15 protein-coding genes and 2 riboswitches are annotated in these 18,117 nt (G+C 27.1%); of the genes, 12 read left to right on the top strand and 3 right to left on the bottom strand.

The genetic code is table 11. The annotated features are described in order from the left end of the window. The first annotated feature begins 64 nt into the window (after window positions 1-64). The 9 genes from JRV97_RS04290 to JRV97_RS04250 all read left to right on the top strand — a co-directional run bounded on the left by JRV97_RS04290 (window position 65) and on the right by JRV97_RS04250 (window position 7,713). The gene (locus JRV97_RS04290) at window positions 65-1,279 is read left to right on the top strand and encodes an AAA family ATPase (RefSeq protein ID WP_281000526.1); all 1,215 of its coding nucleotides are present in this window, start codon (window positions 65-67) and stop codon (window positions 1,277-1,279) included. A 63-nt stretch (window positions 1,280-1,342) separates the two neighbouring features. Continuing rightward, entirely contained in the window at window positions 1,343-1,759 is a 417-nt protein-coding gene (locus tag JRV97_RS04285; RefSeq protein WP_281000524.1) for a PD-(D/E)XK nuclease domain-containing protein, read from the top strand. A 14-nt stretch (window positions 1,760-1,773) separates the two neighbouring features. Further along, window positions 1,774-1,937, top strand: a riboswitch (cobalamin riboswitch). Window positions 1,938-1,987: 50 nt separating this feature from the next. Beyond that, the gene (gene cobU, locus JRV97_RS04280; RefSeq protein WP_281000523.1) at window positions 1,988-2,539 is read left to right on the top strand and encodes a bifunctional adenosylcobinamide kinase/adenosylcobinamide-phosphate guanylyltransferase; all 552 of its coding nucleotides are present in this window, start codon (window positions 1,988-1,990) and stop codon (window positions 2,537-2,539) included. A 4-nt stretch (window positions 2,540-2,543) separates the two neighbouring features. Beyond that, window positions 2,544-3,257 carry an adenosylcobinamide-GDP ribazoletransferase gene (cobS, locus tag JRV97_RS04275; RefSeq protein WP_281000521.1) on the top strand — a complete coding sequence of 238 codons (714 nt, stop codon included), beginning with the start codon at window positions 2,544-2,546 and terminating at the stop codon, window positions 3,255-3,257. Next, window positions 3,254-3,760, top strand: a complete 507-nt coding sequence (locus JRV97_RS04270; protein ID WP_281000519.1) for a histidine phosphatase family protein — start codon at window positions 3,254-3,256, stop codon at window positions 3,758-3,760. Before cobS ends, JRV97_RS04270 begins: the two co-directional genes overlap by 4 nt. Further along, window positions 3,757-4,479 (top strand): AIR synthase related protein, encoded by a 723-nt coding sequence (locus JRV97_RS04265; protein WP_407081571.1) that lies wholly within the window; start codon window positions 3,757-3,759, stop codon window positions 4,477-4,479. Before JRV97_RS04270 ends, JRV97_RS04265 begins: the two co-directional genes overlap by 4 nt. A 6-nt stretch (window positions 4,480-4,485) precedes the next feature. Next, window positions 4,486-4,657, top strand: a riboswitch (cobalamin riboswitch). Window positions 4,658-4,712: 55 nt separating this feature from the next. Next, on the top strand, window positions 4,713-5,738 hold the full coding sequence (locus JRV97_RS04260) for an ATP-grasp domain-containing protein (RefSeq protein ID WP_281000515.1): 1,026 nt from the start codon (window positions 4,713-4,715) through the stop codon (window positions 5,736-5,738). Further along, window positions 5,731-6,567: a succinate--CoA ligase subunit alpha gene (locus JRV97_RS04255; protein ID WP_281000513.1), complete on the top strand. Its 837-nt coding sequence runs from the start codon at window positions 5,731-5,733 to the stop codon at window positions 6,565-6,567. Before JRV97_RS04260 ends, JRV97_RS04255 begins: the two co-directional genes overlap by 8 nt. A 9-nt stretch (window positions 6,568-6,576) precedes the next feature. After that, on the top strand, window positions 6,577-7,713 hold the full coding sequence (locus JRV97_RS04250) for an aspartate-alanine antiporter-like transporter (protein ID WP_281000511.1): 1,137 nt from the start codon (window positions 6,577-6,579) through the stop codon (window positions 7,711-7,713). A 31-nt stretch (window positions 7,714-7,744) separates the two neighbouring features. Here the strand turns inward: JRV97_RS04250 and JRV97_RS04245 are convergent, their stop codons facing one another. From JRV97_RS04245 to JRV97_RS04235, 3 genes are all read right to left on the bottom strand, one after another. After that, window positions 7,745-9,691 (bottom strand): S8 family peptidase, encoded by a 1,947-nt coding sequence (locus JRV97_RS04245; RefSeq protein WP_281000509.1) that lies wholly within the window; start codon window positions 9,689-9,691, stop codon window positions 7,745-7,747. A gap of 12 nt (window positions 9,692-9,703) precedes the next feature. Next, window positions 9,704-12,583 (bottom strand): hypothetical protein, encoded by a 2,880-nt coding sequence (locus JRV97_RS04240; protein WP_281000506.1) that lies wholly within the window; start codon window positions 12,581-12,583, stop codon window positions 9,704-9,706. Between the two features lie 193 nt (window positions 12,584-12,776). Further along, a complete protein-coding gene (locus JRV97_RS04235) occupies window positions 12,777-15,722 on the bottom strand; it encodes a DEAD/DEAH box helicase (protein WP_281000504.1) in 2,946 nt (981 codons plus the stop codon). A gap of 84 nt (window positions 15,723-15,806) precedes the next feature. On the opposite strand from JRV97_RS04235, the gene JRV97_RS04230 reads away from it, so the two are divergent. From JRV97_RS04230 to JRV97_RS04220, 3 genes are read left to right on the top strand one after another with little or no spacing between them, the layout of a single operon-like run. Beyond that, window positions 15,807-16,493, top strand: coding sequence for a cytochrome c biogenesis CcdA family protein (locus JRV97_RS04230; protein ID WP_281000502.1), 687 nt, complete (start codon window positions 15,807-15,809; stop codon window positions 16,491-16,493). Window positions 16,494-16,497: 4 nt separating this feature from the next. Then, complete coding sequence (locus JRV97_RS04225; protein ID WP_281000501.1) at window positions 16,498-17,163, top strand: thioredoxin family protein; 666 nt, start codon at window positions 16,498-16,500, stop codon at window positions 17,161-17,163. 46 nt (window positions 17,164-17,209) lie between these two features. After that, entirely contained in the window at window positions 17,210-18,115 is a 906-nt protein-coding gene (locus JRV97_RS04220; protein ID WP_281000499.1) for a DNA adenine methylase, read from the top strand. The last annotated feature ends 2 nt before the right edge of the window (window positions 18,116-18,117 follow it).

Here is an 18,117-nt window from a genome sequence, read left to right as displayed (position 1 = left end):
CTTTAAAAAGTATGACAGAATTATAAGAAAAAAGTATGATATAATTTAGTTGGAGGTGGAATCTATGAAACGATTACCCATAGGCCGAAGTGATTTTAAAAGTATAATAGAAGATAATATGTATTATATAGATAAAAGTATGCTAATAAAAGAAATAATAGAAAGCGGAGATGTAATATTAATAACCAGACCAAGAAGATTTGGAAAAACATTAAATATGAGTATGATGAAATATTTTTTTAGAAATGATCAAGATAATAAGTATTTATTTGAAGGACTAAAAATCTGGAATGAAAAAGAGATAATAGAAAAGTATTTAAATAAATATCCAGTTATATATTTGACGTTTAAAGATGCTAAACAAAATAAACTATTATCAATGAAAGTAAACATAAAAAATAGTATAAAAAAAATATATGATGAACACAATTATTTATTAGATAGCGATGTACTTAGCGAAATAGAAAAAATAAATTTCAAGCAAATATTAGAAATAGAAGAAATAAAAGGAGAAACAATAGAAGAAAGAATAGCAAAAGAAGATACATTATATGAAAACAGTCTAAAAAATCTATCAGAATATCTTTACCGATATTACAAACAAAAAGTAATATTATTAATAGACGAATACGACACACCAATACAACAATCATATTTAAATGGATATTATGATGAGTTCATAAATTTCATGGGAAATATATTAGGAAACGCATTAAAAGACAATGAGTATTTAGAAAAAGGAGTATTAACAGGAATAACAAGAGTAGCAAAAGAAAGTATATTCACAGGAGTAAATAATTTAAAAGTATCAACAGTATTGAGTGAATTATTCAATGACAAATTTGGATTAACATGGAAAGAAGTAGAAGAAACATTAAGATATTATGGATTAGAATATGAAAAAGAAAAAGTAATAGAATGGTATAATGGATATAATTTTGGAGGATTAGAAATATACAACCCATATTCAATAATAAATTTAGCAGATGAAAAAGAAATAAAATACTATTGGATAAACAGCAGTGGAAATGCATTAATAAAACAACTAATAAGACAAAGTACAGCAGAAGTAAAAACAAAAATAGAAGAATTAATAGAAGGAAAAGAAATAGAAAGTAGTATAGATGAAAATTTAGTATATGGAGATTTAGATAAAAGTACAGAAGAAAGCATATGGACATTATTTCTATTCACAGGATACTTAACCTGGACAAAACATACAGGAGAAGAAGGAGAACCGAGATATAGTCTTAAAATAACAAACAAAGAAACATTATAATTCTTCAAAAAAACAGTGGTAGATATAATAAAAGAAAGTAAAATACATTATGAAAGCATATTAATGGAATTAATACATGAAAACTATGAAGAATTTAAAATAGCATTTAAAAAGATAGTAGAAAGAACAATAAGTTATTTTGATGTAAGTGGAGAAGAACCAGAAAGGTTTTATCATGGATTAATACTGGGAATGGTAGTGGGACTAAGCAAAAAATACATAGTAAAAAGCAATAGAGAAGCAGGATATGGAAGAGCAGATGTAATATTAATACCCAAAGAAAAAAAAGAACCGGGAATAATATTTGAATTCAAAAAACATTACATAAAAGAAGGGGATTTAAAAAACAGTGCAGAAAAAGGAATAAAACAAATAGAAGAAAAAGGGTATGAAGAAGAAATAAAGAGTTATGGAATAGAAAAAATAATAAAAGTTGCTATTGCTTTTGATAAAAAGAATGTTGAAATATTAATTAAATGATTTATCTTAAAAGTTGATATTTTCAGGATTAAGGTGTAAGGGAAGATGGTGAAAGTCCATCACGGCCCCGCCACCGTAACTGGGGACGAAACCAACAAAATGCCACTGGGAAACTGGGAAGGCGTTGGGAGTAGAAAGATCCAGAAGTCGGGAGACCTACCTTAATCCTATGTTAATCCCATTCGCGCGGGCGAAATGGGATGAAAATTAATTTAAAGGAGGAGATTTATGATAGTTTTAGTCACAGGAGGAGCGAGAAGTGGGAAAAGCACATTTGCACAGGAATATATAAGTAAAATAGGAAATAAAATAGTATATATAGCAACAGCAATACCATTTGATGATGGTATGAAATATAGAATAAAAAAGCACAGAGATTCTAGACCTAAAGAATGGAAGACTATAGAAATGTATAAATCATTTGAGAAATTAGAATCTAATATAGATTTTTTAAACAGCGATTCAATTTTATTTGAATGTATGACACTAATGGTATCCAATCTATTATTAGAAGAAAATATAGAAAATGCAGATTATGAAACAATAGAAAATATAGAGAAAAAAATATTTTTTGAAGTAAAGAAAATTATAGAAATAATGAAAAAATACAATAAAAATTTGATTATAGTTACAAATGAAGTTGGTATGGGAATAGTACCATCATATAAACTTGGTAATATTTTTAGAGATATTGCCGGAAGAATAAATCAATATTTAGCTAAAGAGGCTGATGAGGTGTATATAACCATAGCAGGAATACCCTTAAAATTGAAGGGATGATAATATGAAAGGCATAATATTAATGTTTAATTTTTTTACCAGAATACCAATATATACTGAGTACAATGAAAAAGATTTTTCTAAAGGTATGTATTTTTTACCTTTAATTGGATTAATTATAGGTTTTTTAATGTATATATTTTCGTATATTCCTGTTGAAAAAACTATATATGTTTTATTTAGTTGGATATTATACATTTGGATTACAGGTGGGCTTCATTTAGATGGTGTAGCTGATTCATTTGATGGAATATTTAGTAATAGAAATAAAGAAGAAATATTAAGAATAATGAAAGATAGCCGAATAGGCACCTTTGGTGTAGTAGGATTAATTGTTTTAATATTAACAAATTTAATTTTTAGTTATTATATAAACTACGTATATATTTTAATTATGCCAGTAATAGGAAGAAGTTCAGCATTATTATCTGCATCAGTATCTACATATGCAAGAAATAATGGCATGGGATATGTATTTATAACTCATTCAAATATAAGAAAATTTTTTATATCCTTCTTAATAGTATTACCTATATTAGTGTTATTTAATATATTTATATTATTGCCAATAATAATAACGTATATATTCGTTATATTTTTAACTAAAAAAATAAGTGAGAAAATAGGTGGTATGACAGGAGATACAATAGGATTAATAATTGAATTATCACAAACAATATTTTTAATAACAATATATATTTTGAGGGGTATGTTATGAATTTAATAATAGTAAGACATGTTGAAACAGAAGCAAATATAAAAAGAATATTTAGTGGTTGGAGTAATTATGATATTACACAAAATGGACTTAATCAAATTAATGAATTAAAAAAAACTTTTAAATATATGTATGCAGATTATGTTATATCCAGTCCATTATATAGAGCATATTATACAGCATTAGAAATATCAAAGGTTATAAATACAAAAATTGTTATTGACGAAAGAATAAAAGAAATAAATTTTGGTATTTTTGATGGCAAAACAATAGAAGAGATTAAAGAAAAATATTATAAAGAATATATATTGTGGATGGGAAATTATAAGAAATATTGTTTTCCAAATGGCGAGTGTTATTCTTCTTTCTTTAAAAGAATAGATGAATTTTTAAATGATTTAGATAAGACAAAAAAATATATTATAGTTACACATGGTGGTGTAATTAATTATATAACAGGAAAGCACATAAGTTTAGGCGATTATATGGAGGTGGGAATATAATTATAAAAAAAATAAGGGATTTAACAATTGTTGATATAGAGGATAAAGAATTAGTAATATCTTGTGATTCTTCTGGTGCAATTGGAAATAAAGATATGGATGTATTAAAAATTTCGCCATATATTGTTGGATATTTTGGAGCACATGTTGCATTATGTGAAAATATAGCATATGGTGCAACATCTATTACTATTGTAAACACATTATCAGTTGAAATGAATAATACAGGAAAAGAAATAATAAAAGGAATAAAAAAAGCAGCGGAATTAATAGATATAGATACGGAAAATGTAATTACAGGAAGTACAGAAGAGAATTTTCCAACAATACAAACTGGAATAGGTGTTACAGTTATAGGTATTAAAGAAAAAAATATAAACTTTAAAACAGAAAAAGAAGATGTTGCAGTATTGGTTGGATTACCTAAAGTTGGTGAAGAAGTGTTAAAAAGCAAATCCATTCTCACATTAGATATATTAAAGCGCTTAAGAGATAACGATTTTATACATGAAATAATACCCATAGGTTCAAAAGGCATTTTTCATGAAATTAATGAAATTTCTAAGCTGTGGAATTTAGAATTTAAATTACTTAATGATAATATTGATATATATAAAAGTGCTGGACCAGCAACATGTGCAATAATAACTTTAAAAGAAGAAAATTTAAAAAACTTAAATATTGATATACCAGTAAACATATTAGGAAGATTTAATTGAATAATTAATACCTCCAGGATTGAAGGTAAGTAATTAAAAGGGAAGATGGTGAAAATCCATCGCGGCCCCGCCACCGTAACTGGGGACGAAACCAACAAAATGCCACTGGGAAACTGGGAAGGCGTTGGAAGTAGATAGATCCAGAAGCCGGGAGACCTGCCTTTAGTCCTAAGGTATTCCCATTCGCGCGGGCGAAATGGGAGAAATTTTTATATATATTGGAGGTGTATGGTATGAAGATTCATGAATTTTTAGGGAAAAAGTTTTTAAAAGAGTATGGTATTAAAGTGCCAGCAGCATATTTGATAAAGGAAGAAAAAGAAATAGAATTTAAATTTCTTCCTGCGGTATTAAAATCACAGGTGCTGGTTGGTAGTCGTATGAAAGCGGGTGGTGTATTATTTGCTCATACAAGAGAAGAGTTTATTGTAAAAGCACAAGATTTATTATTTAAAGAGATAAAAGGTGAAAATCCATATGGTGTTCTTGTAGAAGAGATGATACCATTTGAAAAAGAACATTATATATCACTTGTTTTGGATAGGGAAGAAAAAGATATTATTATACTATACTCACAAAATGGTGGTATCGATATAGAAGAAAATAAAAACAGTATAATAAAAACTAATTTTGAAAATTACGAAAAGATTTTGCCAGAAAAGATACAAAAAATTATACCAAATTTAAGAAAATTATTTAGAGAAAAGGATTTAACATTATTAGAAATAAATCCTTTAGTTGAAGGTATTAATGGAGAAATATATGCACTTGATAGTGTAATGCATCTTGACGATAATGCGATATTTAGACAAGAATGGGCAAAAGAGTTTGTTGAAGAAAAATATCCATTTCATTTTGTTAAATTAGATGGTGATATTGGAATAATAGGATGTGGTGCAGGAATTGTTATGGCTACAATGGATGCAGTAAAATTAGAAGGTGGTGAACCAGCAGATTTTTTAGATCTTGGTGGTGGTGCTGAGAAAAATACAACAATAGAAGCATTAAATCTTTTAAAACAATATGGCATAAATCGTATAATATTAAATATCTTTGGTGGAATAACAAAGTGTGATGAAATAGCCCAAGGACTTGTGGAATTTATAGGTGAAAATCCAGAAATGCAATTATATGTTAGATTAACAGGAACAAATGAAGAGGAAGCTAAAAAAATATTAAAAGAAAGTAATATAGGATATTATGATGATATGTATTCAATGATTTCAGATGCTGTAAGGATGGTGAGAATCAATGATTAATGGCAATGAAAGAGTATGTGTTCAAGGAATTACAGGGAAATACGGTAAATTACATACAGAAAAAATGCTAAAATATGGGACTAAAATTTTGTGCGGTGTTTCGAAAAATAAAAACATAAAAAATATAAATGGAATAGAAGTTTTAAATAATATGAATGATGCAATAGAAAAATATAATGTAGATACTTCAATAGTTTTTGTTCCAGCACCATTTGCTAAAGAAGCTGTATTTGAAGCAATTAATGCAGGAGTAAAAAAAATAATAATAATAACAGAACATATACCCCAACAGGATATGTTAGATATATATAAAATATCTAAAGATAATGGTGTAACGATAATAGGACCCAATTGTCCGGGAGTAATATTACCAGGTGTATCAAAAATTGGAATAATGCCAGAAAATGCGTTTAAGCCTGGAGATATTGCTGTTATTTCTAGAAGTGGAACATTGATGTATGAAATATCAAATTATTTATCGAAATATTCAACAGGAATAAAAGTGGGTATAGGTCTTGGTGGTGATCCTATTATTGGAACATCAATTGCAGAAGCATTTGATTATATAATAGAAGAAGATATAAAAAAGGTAGTAGTTATAGGTGAAGTGGGTGGTAATGAAGAAATTAAAGGTATTGAATATGCATTAAAAAAAGGATATAATGGAGATATAAAAGTATTTTTTGCAGGAAGAACAGCACCAAAAGGTAAGAGAATGGGACATGCTGGCGCTATTATAGAGGGATTAGAAGGTAGTATAGAATATAAAGAGATGAAGTTGAAAGATCTTGGAGTTAATGTAATAAGGCAAATTCCAAATTTGGCATAGGAGGCAAATATGAAAAATCCATATTTATTATTGTTTTTATCAATATTTTTTGGAATTTTGTTGGGTAAAATAAAAATTAAAAACTTCAAATTAGGTAGTTCTGGAGCATTATTTAGTGGTTTAATAATAGGCTGGTATTCAACCAGCCTTCATTCAAATAATGTAGAAGTAATAAATAAACTCAATGGTGAATTTCAACAATTTTTTTTATTTTCACTGATATTATTTATATCATCAATAGGATTAATAGCATCAAAAGATTTAGACAAAATTATAAGAAAATATGGAGTAAGATTTTTAATTATGGCATTTTTTATTACCTTTACCGGGTTTATAACAACGTATATATTTTCCGGATTTGGTAATAAATATGAATTTGTTGGTATATATTCTGGTGCTTTAACCAGTTCTCCTGGATTAGCAACGGCATTAGAAACAGCATCAAATTATGAAAAAGAAATAATATCTGGATATACTTTTGGATATATTCCAGGAGTTTTAGCAGTGATTCTTTCTATGTATATATTTCCATATATATTTAAAATAAATATAGAAAATGAAAAAAAAGCGTTAATGGAAGAAATACATTTTGAAAAAGACAAAGAAGAAAAATTTGATTTTTTAGCTTATTCTTTAGTAATAATAATTGGAATATTAATAGGAAATTACACATTTGACCTTAATTATATATCTTTTAAATTAGGAATTACAGGTGGTGTATTGTTATCCTCTTTATTTTTAGGAAGACTTGGAAAAGTATGGATATTCGATTTTAGAATGAATAAAAAAATATTAAAAACATTTCAGGAATTTGGATTATTGATGTTTCTTTCTTCAGTAGGATTAAAATCCGGATATAATACATTAAATAATTTAAATGCACAAACACTCAATTTAATCTTTTATTCTTTTATAATAGCCTTAATAGCAATAATATTAGGATTTATATTTGGTAAATATGTTTTAAAGATAAATTGGATAATATTATCAGGTTCTGTTTGTGGTGGAATGACCAGTACCCCAGGATTAGGTGCAGCAATAGATGCAAATAATTCAGAAGAGGTTGCAATAGGTTATGGAGCGACATATCCTTTTGCATTACTTGGAATGGTGATATTTAATAAAATTTTGATAATGATAAATTAAACGGTCCCGAAAAGGGACCGCTTTTATTGTTTTAGAAAAGTGTCCAAGGAATTAAACCAGGATCAACCTGTCCAACAAATCTATTATCTTCAACAAAACCTTTTGATTTTCCATATGGAATTAAGCCAGATACAGGAACAGGATGTCCATTAATTGTAGCAGTACCTTCAAAAGATACTTCGCTAGCATTTTTTGTTACATCTCTATATACAAATAATCTAAATTGTCCACTTAAATCTGAAAGATCAAAGGATACATTAGTTGCTTCTTCATCTATTGAGTATGTATTTACTACATAAAATGGTGAATATAAATAATTAATATCTTCAACCATTAATGTGGCACCACCTGTAAATGTTGAATCAAAGGTTAAATCTAACTTGAATGACGAATCTAAAAATAGATTAATTTCTGTACTATCATTTGTAAAAGTAATATCTTTAATTAAAGTAGTAGCTTCCTCTGGTCTGAAAATAGGTGAATCTAATTGTAAATAATCAGGTCCACTTAAAATTAAAGTATAGTTTCCAGGATCAACATTATACAATCCTGCCCAACCATCGTCTGTAGTAACATAATAATTGCCACCATCTCCGCTTTTTCTAATCAAAGATAAAAATACATTTGATAATGGCATACCATCATTGCTATATACATAAAAATCTCTTGTAGATCCAATATATGTTGGTAATGTTGTATTAACAGCAGCTGCAGCATCAATTCTTCCAAACCCTGATGCATGATCCCAGCCTTGTTCATCAATATCTACTGCAGTATTTTCTATCATTTTTCTTATTTGATATGGTGTTGCGTTTGGATGTAATTGTTTTAATAATGCAGCTAAAGCTGAAACATGAGGTGTTGCCATAGATGTTCCATTCCAGTAATCATATGGTTCTCCATATACAGCAGGAGTACTTCTTGGAACTGTGGATAATATTTTTTCACCTGGTGCAGCTACAGATATTGTGTCACTATGATTAGAAAAATCTGTAACTTCATCTCTTGCATTAGATGCAGCAACGGCTATTACTCCAGGATATGATGATGGATAATGCCAGTGTTGATCAGTATGAGAATTTCCAGCAGCAGCAACAAACACAGCATTATTAAATAATGCATAATCTATAGCAGCTTTTAATGTTTTAGAGTATCCACCACCACCCCAACTATTTGATAATACTTGTGCTCCATGGTTTACAGCCCATATAATTCCTCTTGCTACATAAGCATCACCAACATAACCAGGTTGGAAAATAGGAATAGACATTATTTTTGCGCCATATGCTAAACCAACAACACCCTTTCCATCTTTTTTAGCAGCAATGGTTCCAGCAACATGTGTTCCGTGCTCATCACCTAAATATTTATCGTTCTCATAATCTTCGTCTGGCATTATTAAATTTCCAGTTACAGGATCAAACCCAGTAACGAATTGTCCTTGTAAATCTGGATGCTGAGCATCTATAGGTGTATCTACAACTGCAACAACGACATGTGTTCCTGTAGCTACTTGCCAAGCATCTTTAGCACCAATTTTATTTAAACCCCATAAACTATCTTCTGAAACACCATCGATATTTTTTGTTATAGTATCATCGATAATTCCAGGAGTAGGATCTATTAAATCTCTTTTGAAACTTGGTTCGACGTATTTAATTCCTTCTAATTTTAAAGACTTTAATTTCGAATAAGCTTCTTTAACTGTTCCGTTGAATTTAATTCCAACAACTTTAATTTCTGGTATTTCAACATAAATTTCTCCTTTTAATAATTCCTTTATTTTATTAACAGCTTCTTTATTTTCATAACCAACAAGAAGTCTTCCTTCAATGATTTGTTCATTGTTAAATTCTCCAAAAGATATATTATTATTTGATAAATTGTTAGAGTTACTATTTAGTAAAGAAGACTGACAGCTAGCAAAAAGAAATAAAACAGATAGAAAAGCAATTAAAATATATTTTAAATTTTTCATATTCACCCCTCCTTAATTAGAACCTGTTGTAAATGTATTAAATGCATCAGCATCAACACCACCAAATGGATCAACACCATAACCTTGATCTATAGATACCGAAATTGCACTTGAAATACCATCATATGTCATAGCATATGCCAAGTCTACAGCCCATGAGTATGTTTTATTAGGTTGTAAATAATCATTATACATAAATAATCCGTTAGCATTTAATAAGAACCATTGTTGATCTAAGTAATTAATATTAACAGGATATGGACCAACAACATCATACATTTGTTGATATACCTTTCCATCTTCACCAATATAACCAGGTAATAGGTGTTGATCAGATTGGACTAAATCATATATCCATAATGCGTATTCAAAAGTAGCATTATCTAAGGAATGATCATTTGTGATAGGAGTTATTTCAAAAATAGGTGCTCTTGCAACATTTGTTGCTAACATAGATGGAGAAGTCAATTGAACATCAAACATCCCAAGTGGTGTAACAGAACCTAAATAATGCATTTCAGTTTCCCCATCATCATATACAGAGCTTACAGCATAATGAACTTCTTTTCCAGGTTCTAATTCTGGGGAATAATCTCTAAAGACTTTGTTAGTTTTGGCATATTGTGAAACATATCCAATTTTTTCCCAGTTTGATCCATCAAATGATCTATAAATATTATAACCGTTTGGCCATTGATAATATTCTTGATCTGGGTCAAATACATCTGCAGGGATCCACCAGACTTCAACCCAAAGATTTGTATTATTAGGAGCACTTTCAATAGTATAATTTAGTGATTTACCGAATTTATTTTCAAAAGCTTTAATTTTTTTATCTACATTGTTTTTGATTAATGTATTTAATTTAATATTAGATTTTTCAATATTATTTTTTTGGCTATAAAAGCCTATTTCCATTCTTCTTGTATATGCATCTAAATTTGTTCCTATACCATAGCTTGCCCAATCTTGAGGTATGAATTTATGTGATTTAACATCATTATTATTTAATATATTTAGGTATTTAACTAATTCTATTTGATTATCATTATAATCATACACTGTAATATGTAAATCTGTTAATCCATTATAATCGAAAGTATTAAATGCAAAAGCGACTTCGGATGCACCAGAAGTATATCCTCTATCTCCTGTCATAAAACTTGAACCTGGAGTTTTTCCTAATGATGCATATATTATATTTATATGATCATTGGATTTTGGTTTTGCTGCTATAGTGACCACAATAGGTCCAGAAACGATAGATGAATCCAAACTAATTTCGTCTAATTCTCCACTAATATATTTAGAATAATCATATACATGAAATTCAACTTCTGGTAATTCTTGTGTATCCGGATCAGGGTTTAATTCAGCTTTTCTTAAAGTCAAATAAACTTTTTTTGTCTCTCCAGCTTTTAACATTAGTCCATCAACTTTTGTTAAAGCATGATTTGTTTTTGTAGCTTCAATTGTTAATAATGTTGAATCTTCACTAATATTAAAGGTAAATGTAGCCATTCCTGTATCATCAGTTAATGCTGTAGAATTATTTATTGTAATATTAGCTTCAGGAACAATAGGTCCAGATTTTGCATCTGTTACGTATACTACAACAGTGGCATTACCTGTTAAACTTTCTGTTGTAGGTGTGTATGAAAATTCTTTTTCGGCAGTTCCACCAAATGGATCTTTAACAACAACTATATAATCACCATTTTTATTTTCTGTATTAAAGAAGTTTCCAACTCTATCTTTTTCTAATAACGTGGAAGCTTCTTGTGTTCCTGAATATATGTCATATAATAATTCATCATTATCAATATCGGAAGCAGTCCATGTAAATCTAACTACAGAATCTTTAACTACTTCAGAAGCAATAGGTGTTTCAAAAATAGGGTCTGTGTTTGATTTCAAGGTAAATGACCATGTATCACTTTTTGTTTCAAAACCTTTATCATCTTTTGCTACAACGTACCAAGAATGAGTTTCTTCTGGAGAAAATCCCGATAGAGATAACTTCATTTTATCAGTTGTTGCAGTCATAGTATTATCAACATATACATCAAAGGTTAAATAATCATTATCAACATCAGTTGCGCTCCAAGATAAAGTAACTATTGCACCGTAGTTAAAACTTGAAAAATCCCAAGAAACATTGTTTTTACCATTTTCTGGAAGAGGATTCCAGATTTCAGGGAAATGATTTTCTCCTTCATAAGTTTCATTTGCTACTTGGAATACGATTACAGGACTTTCTATTTCAATATTACCTAATTCAACAGCAATAACTTTAACGGAATAATTTCCGACGTCATTTAAGTTATCTAATTCAAAAACTTTATTTGTTGTAGTTCCTGCTAAAGTGAAGTCACTTTCATTAGGCTTTTTTAACATAATTTTGTATTCATAATTTCTATCATCTACATATGAAAATACTTCCCAATTAATGATTTTAGAGGTGCCAGTCATTATAGAAGTATTATTCTCAGATAATAGTTTTATTTCTTTTATGCTTGGAACAACATTAAAAGTTAAGTTGTTTGTTTTTGCTATTTGTTCTCCAGACTTTACTTCTACAAAATATGAATATTCTCCAAGTTGAGTAAACTTGTCTTCAGGAATAGTAACTGAAGTTAAATTTGCTCCACTTTTTTCAAATACAGTTGTTCCATCTTTTTTTACAACAATTTTCGAATTAAAACTATCAACTCCCCCCACAGCCCATTGAATATCAACGGATGTTTTTACTGGCACTACTCCATTAATACCTGTTACTGCTTTTGTTATTGTTACAGTTAATGGGACAGGTTGTCTTGTGATACACGATGTTAATGCTAATAATAATACTAAACTAAAAATAAATAAATACAGAGATTTTCCAATTTTCATCCAACTACCCCCTTTTTAAAAATGATAAGTTTGTTTAACTAACAAATTAATTTTTTGTTATTAATAAGTTTAACATGGTATTATACAATAATTTTTTTTATATTTCAAGTTTCTAAAGAGTTAAATAAAAAAATTGGTAATTTATTATTAATCAATACTCTAAAAATAGAGATGAGGCATTTATGCTTCATCTCTATTCAAATAATTGCATAATATCTTCTTTTGTTAGATTTTTTAATAATGATTTTTCTTCTGTAATTGCAAGATTATATAAATCTTTTTTTGCATTTTTTAACTTTAATATTTTCTCTTCGATAGAATTTTTTGTAATGAATTTATAAACAAAAACAGGTTTTGTTTGTCCGATTCTATAAACTCTATCTGTAGCTTGGTTTTCTACAGCTGGATTCCACCATGGATCATAATGTATTACATAATCTGCTCCAGTAATATTTAATCCTGTACCTCCAGCTTTTAAACTAACAAGAAGGATTTTTATATTATTGTCACTATTAAATTCATTAATTATATCAACTCTTTTTTTAGTTTGACCGGTGATTTTATTATATTTAATAATTTCTTCTTTTAACCAATCTTCCATTATATTAATCATTTTTACAAATTGAGAAAAAACAACAATTTTATGATTTTCTCCTAAAACTTCTAAAACAAATTTTTTGAATTCATTAAATTTCGAAGATTCTATATTTATACCTAATAACTTTGGATGATTAACAACTTGTCTTAATCTTAATAATCCTTCTAAAACGCTAAAATTCAAAGTCCCCTGGGATATAGCTATTTTCTGTTTATATTCTTCTAATATTTGATGATATATTTTTGTTTGATGCTGTGTCATTTCATTGAATATATATTCTTCTGTTTTTGGAGGCAGTTCTTTTAAAACATTTTCTTTTTTTCTTCTCAAAATAAATGGATTGATTTTTTTCTTTAACCTTTCTATACTATCCTTATTTGCATAATTATATTTTCTTAAGAATTCCTTTCTTTTTCCAAAAAATCCTGGCATTAAGAAATCAAATATGTTGTATAAATCGTTTAAAGAATTCTCTAAAGGTGTGCCAGTTAATGCTAATTTATGAGATGCCTTCAATTTTTTAATAGCTGAATATAACTTTGTTTCATGATTCTTTATATATTGAGCTTCGTCGAGAATAATATAAAATAATTTCATTTTTTTAAAGTTGTCGATAGAATTTCTTATTGTTCCATAAGTGGTTAATATTACATCAACGTCATCTGGAATATCTTTTTGATTATTATGATAAATATAATACTTTAAATTAGAAGTAAATTTTTCTATTTCGTATGCCCAGTTATATACTACAGAACGTGGAGTTATTATTAAAAACTTTCTATTTTTCTCTTTTAAAGACAATATTAAAGCTATAGTTTGTACAGTTTTTCCAAGTCCCATATCATCTGCTAATATTCCATTAAAATTAAATTCTTGAAGATATCTAAGGAAATAATAACCTTGAATTTGATAATCTCTCATAGATGATTTTAATTCTGGTATTTCATATTCTTTAATTTTTTCAAAATTTTTAATTTTTTCAATAAAAGATTTTGTTTTTTTATCTAATGATTCCAATTCTAAATTAGGATTATTTAAAAATGAGTATATATTATAACTTTCAATTTCTACTTTATTTTTTTTAAATTTTAAATCTTCTAATTTTTCTAAGATTTTTTCTGGTATTTTAATGATGGTATCATCTTTTAGAACTATAAAATTGTCTTTTCTATTTCTCAAAATATTTATATCAATTTTCTTATTATCTTTTAAAGTGATTTCTCCTTCAACATCAAACCAATTGTTTTTTAAATTTAGTTTCATTTGTATGCTTTCAATTTCTTGTCTTTTTATATTTTTATTCATTTTTATTATAATGTTTTTATCCAGTGATCTTATCTTGTTATCGATGAATTCAAAAAAAGAATCAATATCTAATGTTCCTTTTCCTTTTTCATCTAATTCAATTCCTGCATTTTTTAATGAATTTAATAATCTATTTTCTTCATCATAGTTTCTGTATTTATAATCATTATAGAATTCTATTTCTGTGCCATATAAAAATTTTCCTTTTAGGTAGAATCGGTCGTTTATAAAGTTAATATATAAATTTAATTTAGGGATAAAAATATCTTTTTTAATTCCTAAATTTTCATCAATTTCTATTTCAAAACCATATTTCTCATATTTTATAAGATTATCTTTAATGAAAATTTCAAGTCCGTTTTTATTTTTGAATTTGACATGGGTTTCTATTGGACCATAATAAGGAAAAAGTATATTTGTTTTTGATTTTATTAATGATAAAGTGTTATTTTCAAAATAAGCATAATCATCATATGTTGAGACGATATTTCTTTTGTTTAACTCAGGCAATAGCTTAATAGTAGAAATATTCTCTTTAATATTACCACTAACATATAATTTAAATTTGATATCATCGTTCCATACTATTTTTTTCTTATTTTTTAATAGAATTTTTTTACTTTTTATTTTTTTAAGTTCTTTAAAATTTTTTAAAATTAATTTATATTCAGAAGTTCCATTAATATGAATAGGAACTAATAATTTTTTTATATCATTTTCATCTTCGGGTATTTTTGTTTTTAAAAAACTTAGTATTTTTTTATATGTGTCAATATCTTTTCTCAATACGACTCTCTTTTCTTTTAAGCGTCCTAATTTAACATAAGTATATGGGTTTTCTGGGTAAATTAAATAATATGTATCACCATAATCATTTATTCCCAGATATTCATCAATATTTACTTCGAGATGATAATCGTCATTAAATTTTCCTTTATTTTTTAAATTATTTTCTATTGTAAAAATTAATGCAGCTATATGAGAACACATTTTATTTTCCGAAACATGACTACATGTACACATATGTCCTATTTTTAATGTTTCCTTGTGTATATAAAATAAAGGTCTGAAGTTTCTATCATTATCATTTACGATTCCAGTAAAATTTAATAGTTCATCACCATATTCAACAAAATCCTCAACTTCAAGATTTTTAGCTTTTTCAAGTATTTCTGGTGAAATGGAATTTTTGAAATCTTCAATTGCGTTTAATATTTTGAATAAATTTTTAATCATAAATAATACACCTCTTTTTTGAAAAATGGAGTTTTTTTGTTATAATTAAAAATAAAATAGAGTTTTTATATGGCGGGTGATTTAATGGAACCATTTACATTATCTGTTCAACCTGATATTACATATATTAGTTCGTTTTTTGGCGGTATAATATCATTTTTTAGTCCATGTGTTTTACCCCTTGTTCCGTTGTTTTTTGGTATATTGATGCCGGATTTAAAAAATATTTCATTAACCTTGAAAAGAGGTATAGCCTTTTTTATAGGATTATCATTATTTTTTTCAATTCTTGGAGCTTTGGCAGGAATGGCTGGATCAATATTGTCAAAATACCAATTCATATTTAATATTATAGCAGGAATTTTTATTATTTTGTTGGGGATTTATTATTTATTTGATAAAGAGGGATTTAAAGGTGCTAAAGTCAATCTTTTAAAACATAAGAATACATCATTTATCAGTGCGTTTATAATGGGTATTTTAATTTCTTTTGTATGGATACCGTGTTCGGGACCAATTTTAGCTGCGGTGTTAACCTTTGCGTCAACAACATCAAATGTATATAAAGGTATGTTTATGTTATTTTTATATTCTCTTGGTATATCTATACCATTTTTGTTTTTAAGTGGAATAGTAAGTAAATTAGTTTCTAAAATAACCTTTGGAACACCAAAATGGGAGAAGTATTTAAAAATTCTTGGCAGTACATTATTAATTATAATAGGAATATTGGTGTTATTAAATAAATTTAATACATTACAGGGAGTGTGAAATAATGAGAAAAATATTAATTCTAGTATTGTTGGTAATTTCTATTTATTCTTTTTCGAATGTAAAATTAGATGATTTTGTTGTTCATGATTTTAATAATGCAATGAAAATAGGTAAAATAACTGGTAAAAATATAATTGTAATGTTTTCTTCTGAGACATGTTATTACTGTAAGAAGTTTAAGAATGAGGTGTTAGTTGATAAAGAAATACAAAAATGGTTAAGAACGGAATTTATTATTGCAGAAATAAATCCTGATAGGAATAAAAAAGCTATTTATCAGGGAAAAACATTAAATTATGCAGAATTATTTGGGGCATTTGGCGTTAGAGGAACTCCAACATTTTTCTTTTTTGATAGTAAAGGCGAAGCATTGGCTCAATTACCAGGATATGTACCTAAAGATGTATTTTTATCTATATTGAAATTTTTCAAATATTTTAGAAAAGAAAGAATATCATTCCAAGAATTCCAAGAAAAAAATATAGATGTAAATATAGACAGAAAGGTTTTAAATTTAAGCAAGGACGATATAGAATTTCTTTTAAAAAACGATCCAAATACAAAATTATATGATAATAAATTAGATGAGTATACTAATATAGTGTTAGAAAAGAAAAAGGAAGAATTAGAAAATAAATTTTATGTTGTAATATATGAAAAGAAATAATTTGTTGATATAATAGAAATATGAATTTATATTATGGAGGATTAAAATGGATTTGTTATTTAAAAAAATCATGGCTAGACCATTTTTAAAATGGGCAGGTGGAAAAACTCAATTAATTCCAGAGATAGAAAAAAGGCTTCCGAATGAATTAAAAAATGGGGAATCAATAAAATATATAGAACCTTTTGTTGGAAGTGGGGCGCTATTGTTTTATTTGCTTTCTAATTATAATATAAGGGAAGCTTATATTATAGATACAAATGAAGAATTAATAAATTTATATAATATAATAAAAAATAACGTAGATGAACTGATATATTTATTATCTAAATTAGAAGATGAATACAATAAAAAAAATTCTGATGAAAAGCAAAATTTATATTATGAAAAAAGAAGAGAATTTAATGAATTAAAAGGCAATAAAGTCAAGAAGGCAGCATTATTTATTTTTCTTAACAGGACTTGCTATAATGGGTTATATAGGGTTAATTCTAAAGGTGAATTTAATGTTCCGTTTGGTAGATATAAAAAACCAAAAATATGTGATGAAAAAAATTTAAAAAATGTTTCATATGCACTTCAAAAGGTTCATATTCTATCTGGGGATTTTGAGATTAGTAAAAATTTTGTTGATAAAAATACATTTATATATTTTGATCCTCCATATAGACCTTTGAGTTCAACGTCTAATTTTACTTCGTATTCTAAAAATATATTTAATGATAAATCTCAAATCAGATTGAAAAATTTTTTTGAATATGTGACTAAACTTGGTGCAAAAGCACTTTTGAGTAACTCAGATCCTAAAAATATGGATCCAAAAGATGAATTTTTTGATAAGCTATATCATGAATATATCATAGAAAGAGTATATGCAAAAAGATTAATAAATTCTAACTCTAAAAAGCGTGGGAAGATTACAGAACTTTTAATTAGAAACTACGAAGTTTAGCG

The organism is Marinitoga aeolica, from assembly GCF_029910535.1.
Lineage (GTDB): Bacteria > Thermotogota > Thermotogae > Petrotogales > Petrotogaceae > Marinitoga > Marinitoga aeolica.
This window is presented reverse-complemented; position numbering and strand designations above follow the sequence as displayed.

Bases quoted from the DNA above. Each gene is read 5' to 3' on its own strand.
- JRV97_RS04220 (WP_281000499.1), top strand. From the start codon at position 17,210: ATGGATTTGTTATTTAAAAAAATCATGGCTAGACCATTTTTAAAATGG.
- JRV97_RS04230 (WP_281000502.1), top strand. From the start codon at position 15,807: ATGGAACCATTTACATTATCTGTTCAACCTGATATTACATATATTAGT.
- JRV97_RS04260 (WP_281000515.1), top strand. From the start codon at position 4,713: ATGAAGATTCATGAATTTTTAGGGAAAAAGTTTTTAAAAGAGTATGGT.
- JRV97_RS04240 (WP_281000506.1), bottom strand. From the start codon at position 12,583: ATGAAAATTGGAAAATCTCTGTATTTATTTATTTTTAGTTTAGTATTA.
- JRV97_RS04235 (WP_281000504.1), bottom strand. From the start codon at position 15,722: ATGATTAAAAATTTATTCAAAATATTAAACGCAATTGAAGATTTCAAA.
- JRV97_RS04270 (WP_281000519.1), top strand. From the start codon at position 3,254: ATGAATTTAATAATAGTAAGACATGTTGAAACAGAAGCAAATATAAAA.
- cobS (WP_281000521.1), top strand. From the start codon at position 2,544: ATGAAAGGCATAATATTAATGTTTAATTTTTTTACCAGAATACCAATA.
- JRV97_RS04250 (WP_281000511.1), top strand. From the start codon at position 6,577: ATGAAAAATCCATATTTATTATTGTTTTTATCAATATTTTTTGGAATT.
- JRV97_RS04245 (WP_281000509.1), bottom strand. From the start codon at position 9,691: ATGAAAAATTTAAAATATATTTTAATTGCTTTTCTATCTGTTTTATTT.
- JRV97_RS04255 (WP_281000513.1), top strand. From the start codon at position 5,731: ATGATTAATGGCAATGAAAGAGTATGTGTTCAAGGAATTACAGGGAAA.
- JRV97_RS04225 (WP_281000501.1), top strand. From the start codon at position 16,498: ATGAGAAAAATATTAATTCTAGTATTGTTGGTAATTTCTATTTATTCT.
- JRV97_RS04285 (WP_281000524.1), top strand. From the start codon at position 1,343: ATGGAATTAATACATGAAAACTATGAAGAATTTAAAATAGCATTTAAA.
- cobU (WP_281000523.1), top strand. From the start codon at position 1,988: ATGATAGTTTTAGTCACAGGAGGAGCGAGAAGTGGGAAAAGCACATTT.
- JRV97_RS04290 (WP_281000526.1), top strand. From the start codon at position 65: ATGAAACGATTACCCATAGGCCGAAGTGATTTTAAAAGTATAATAGAA.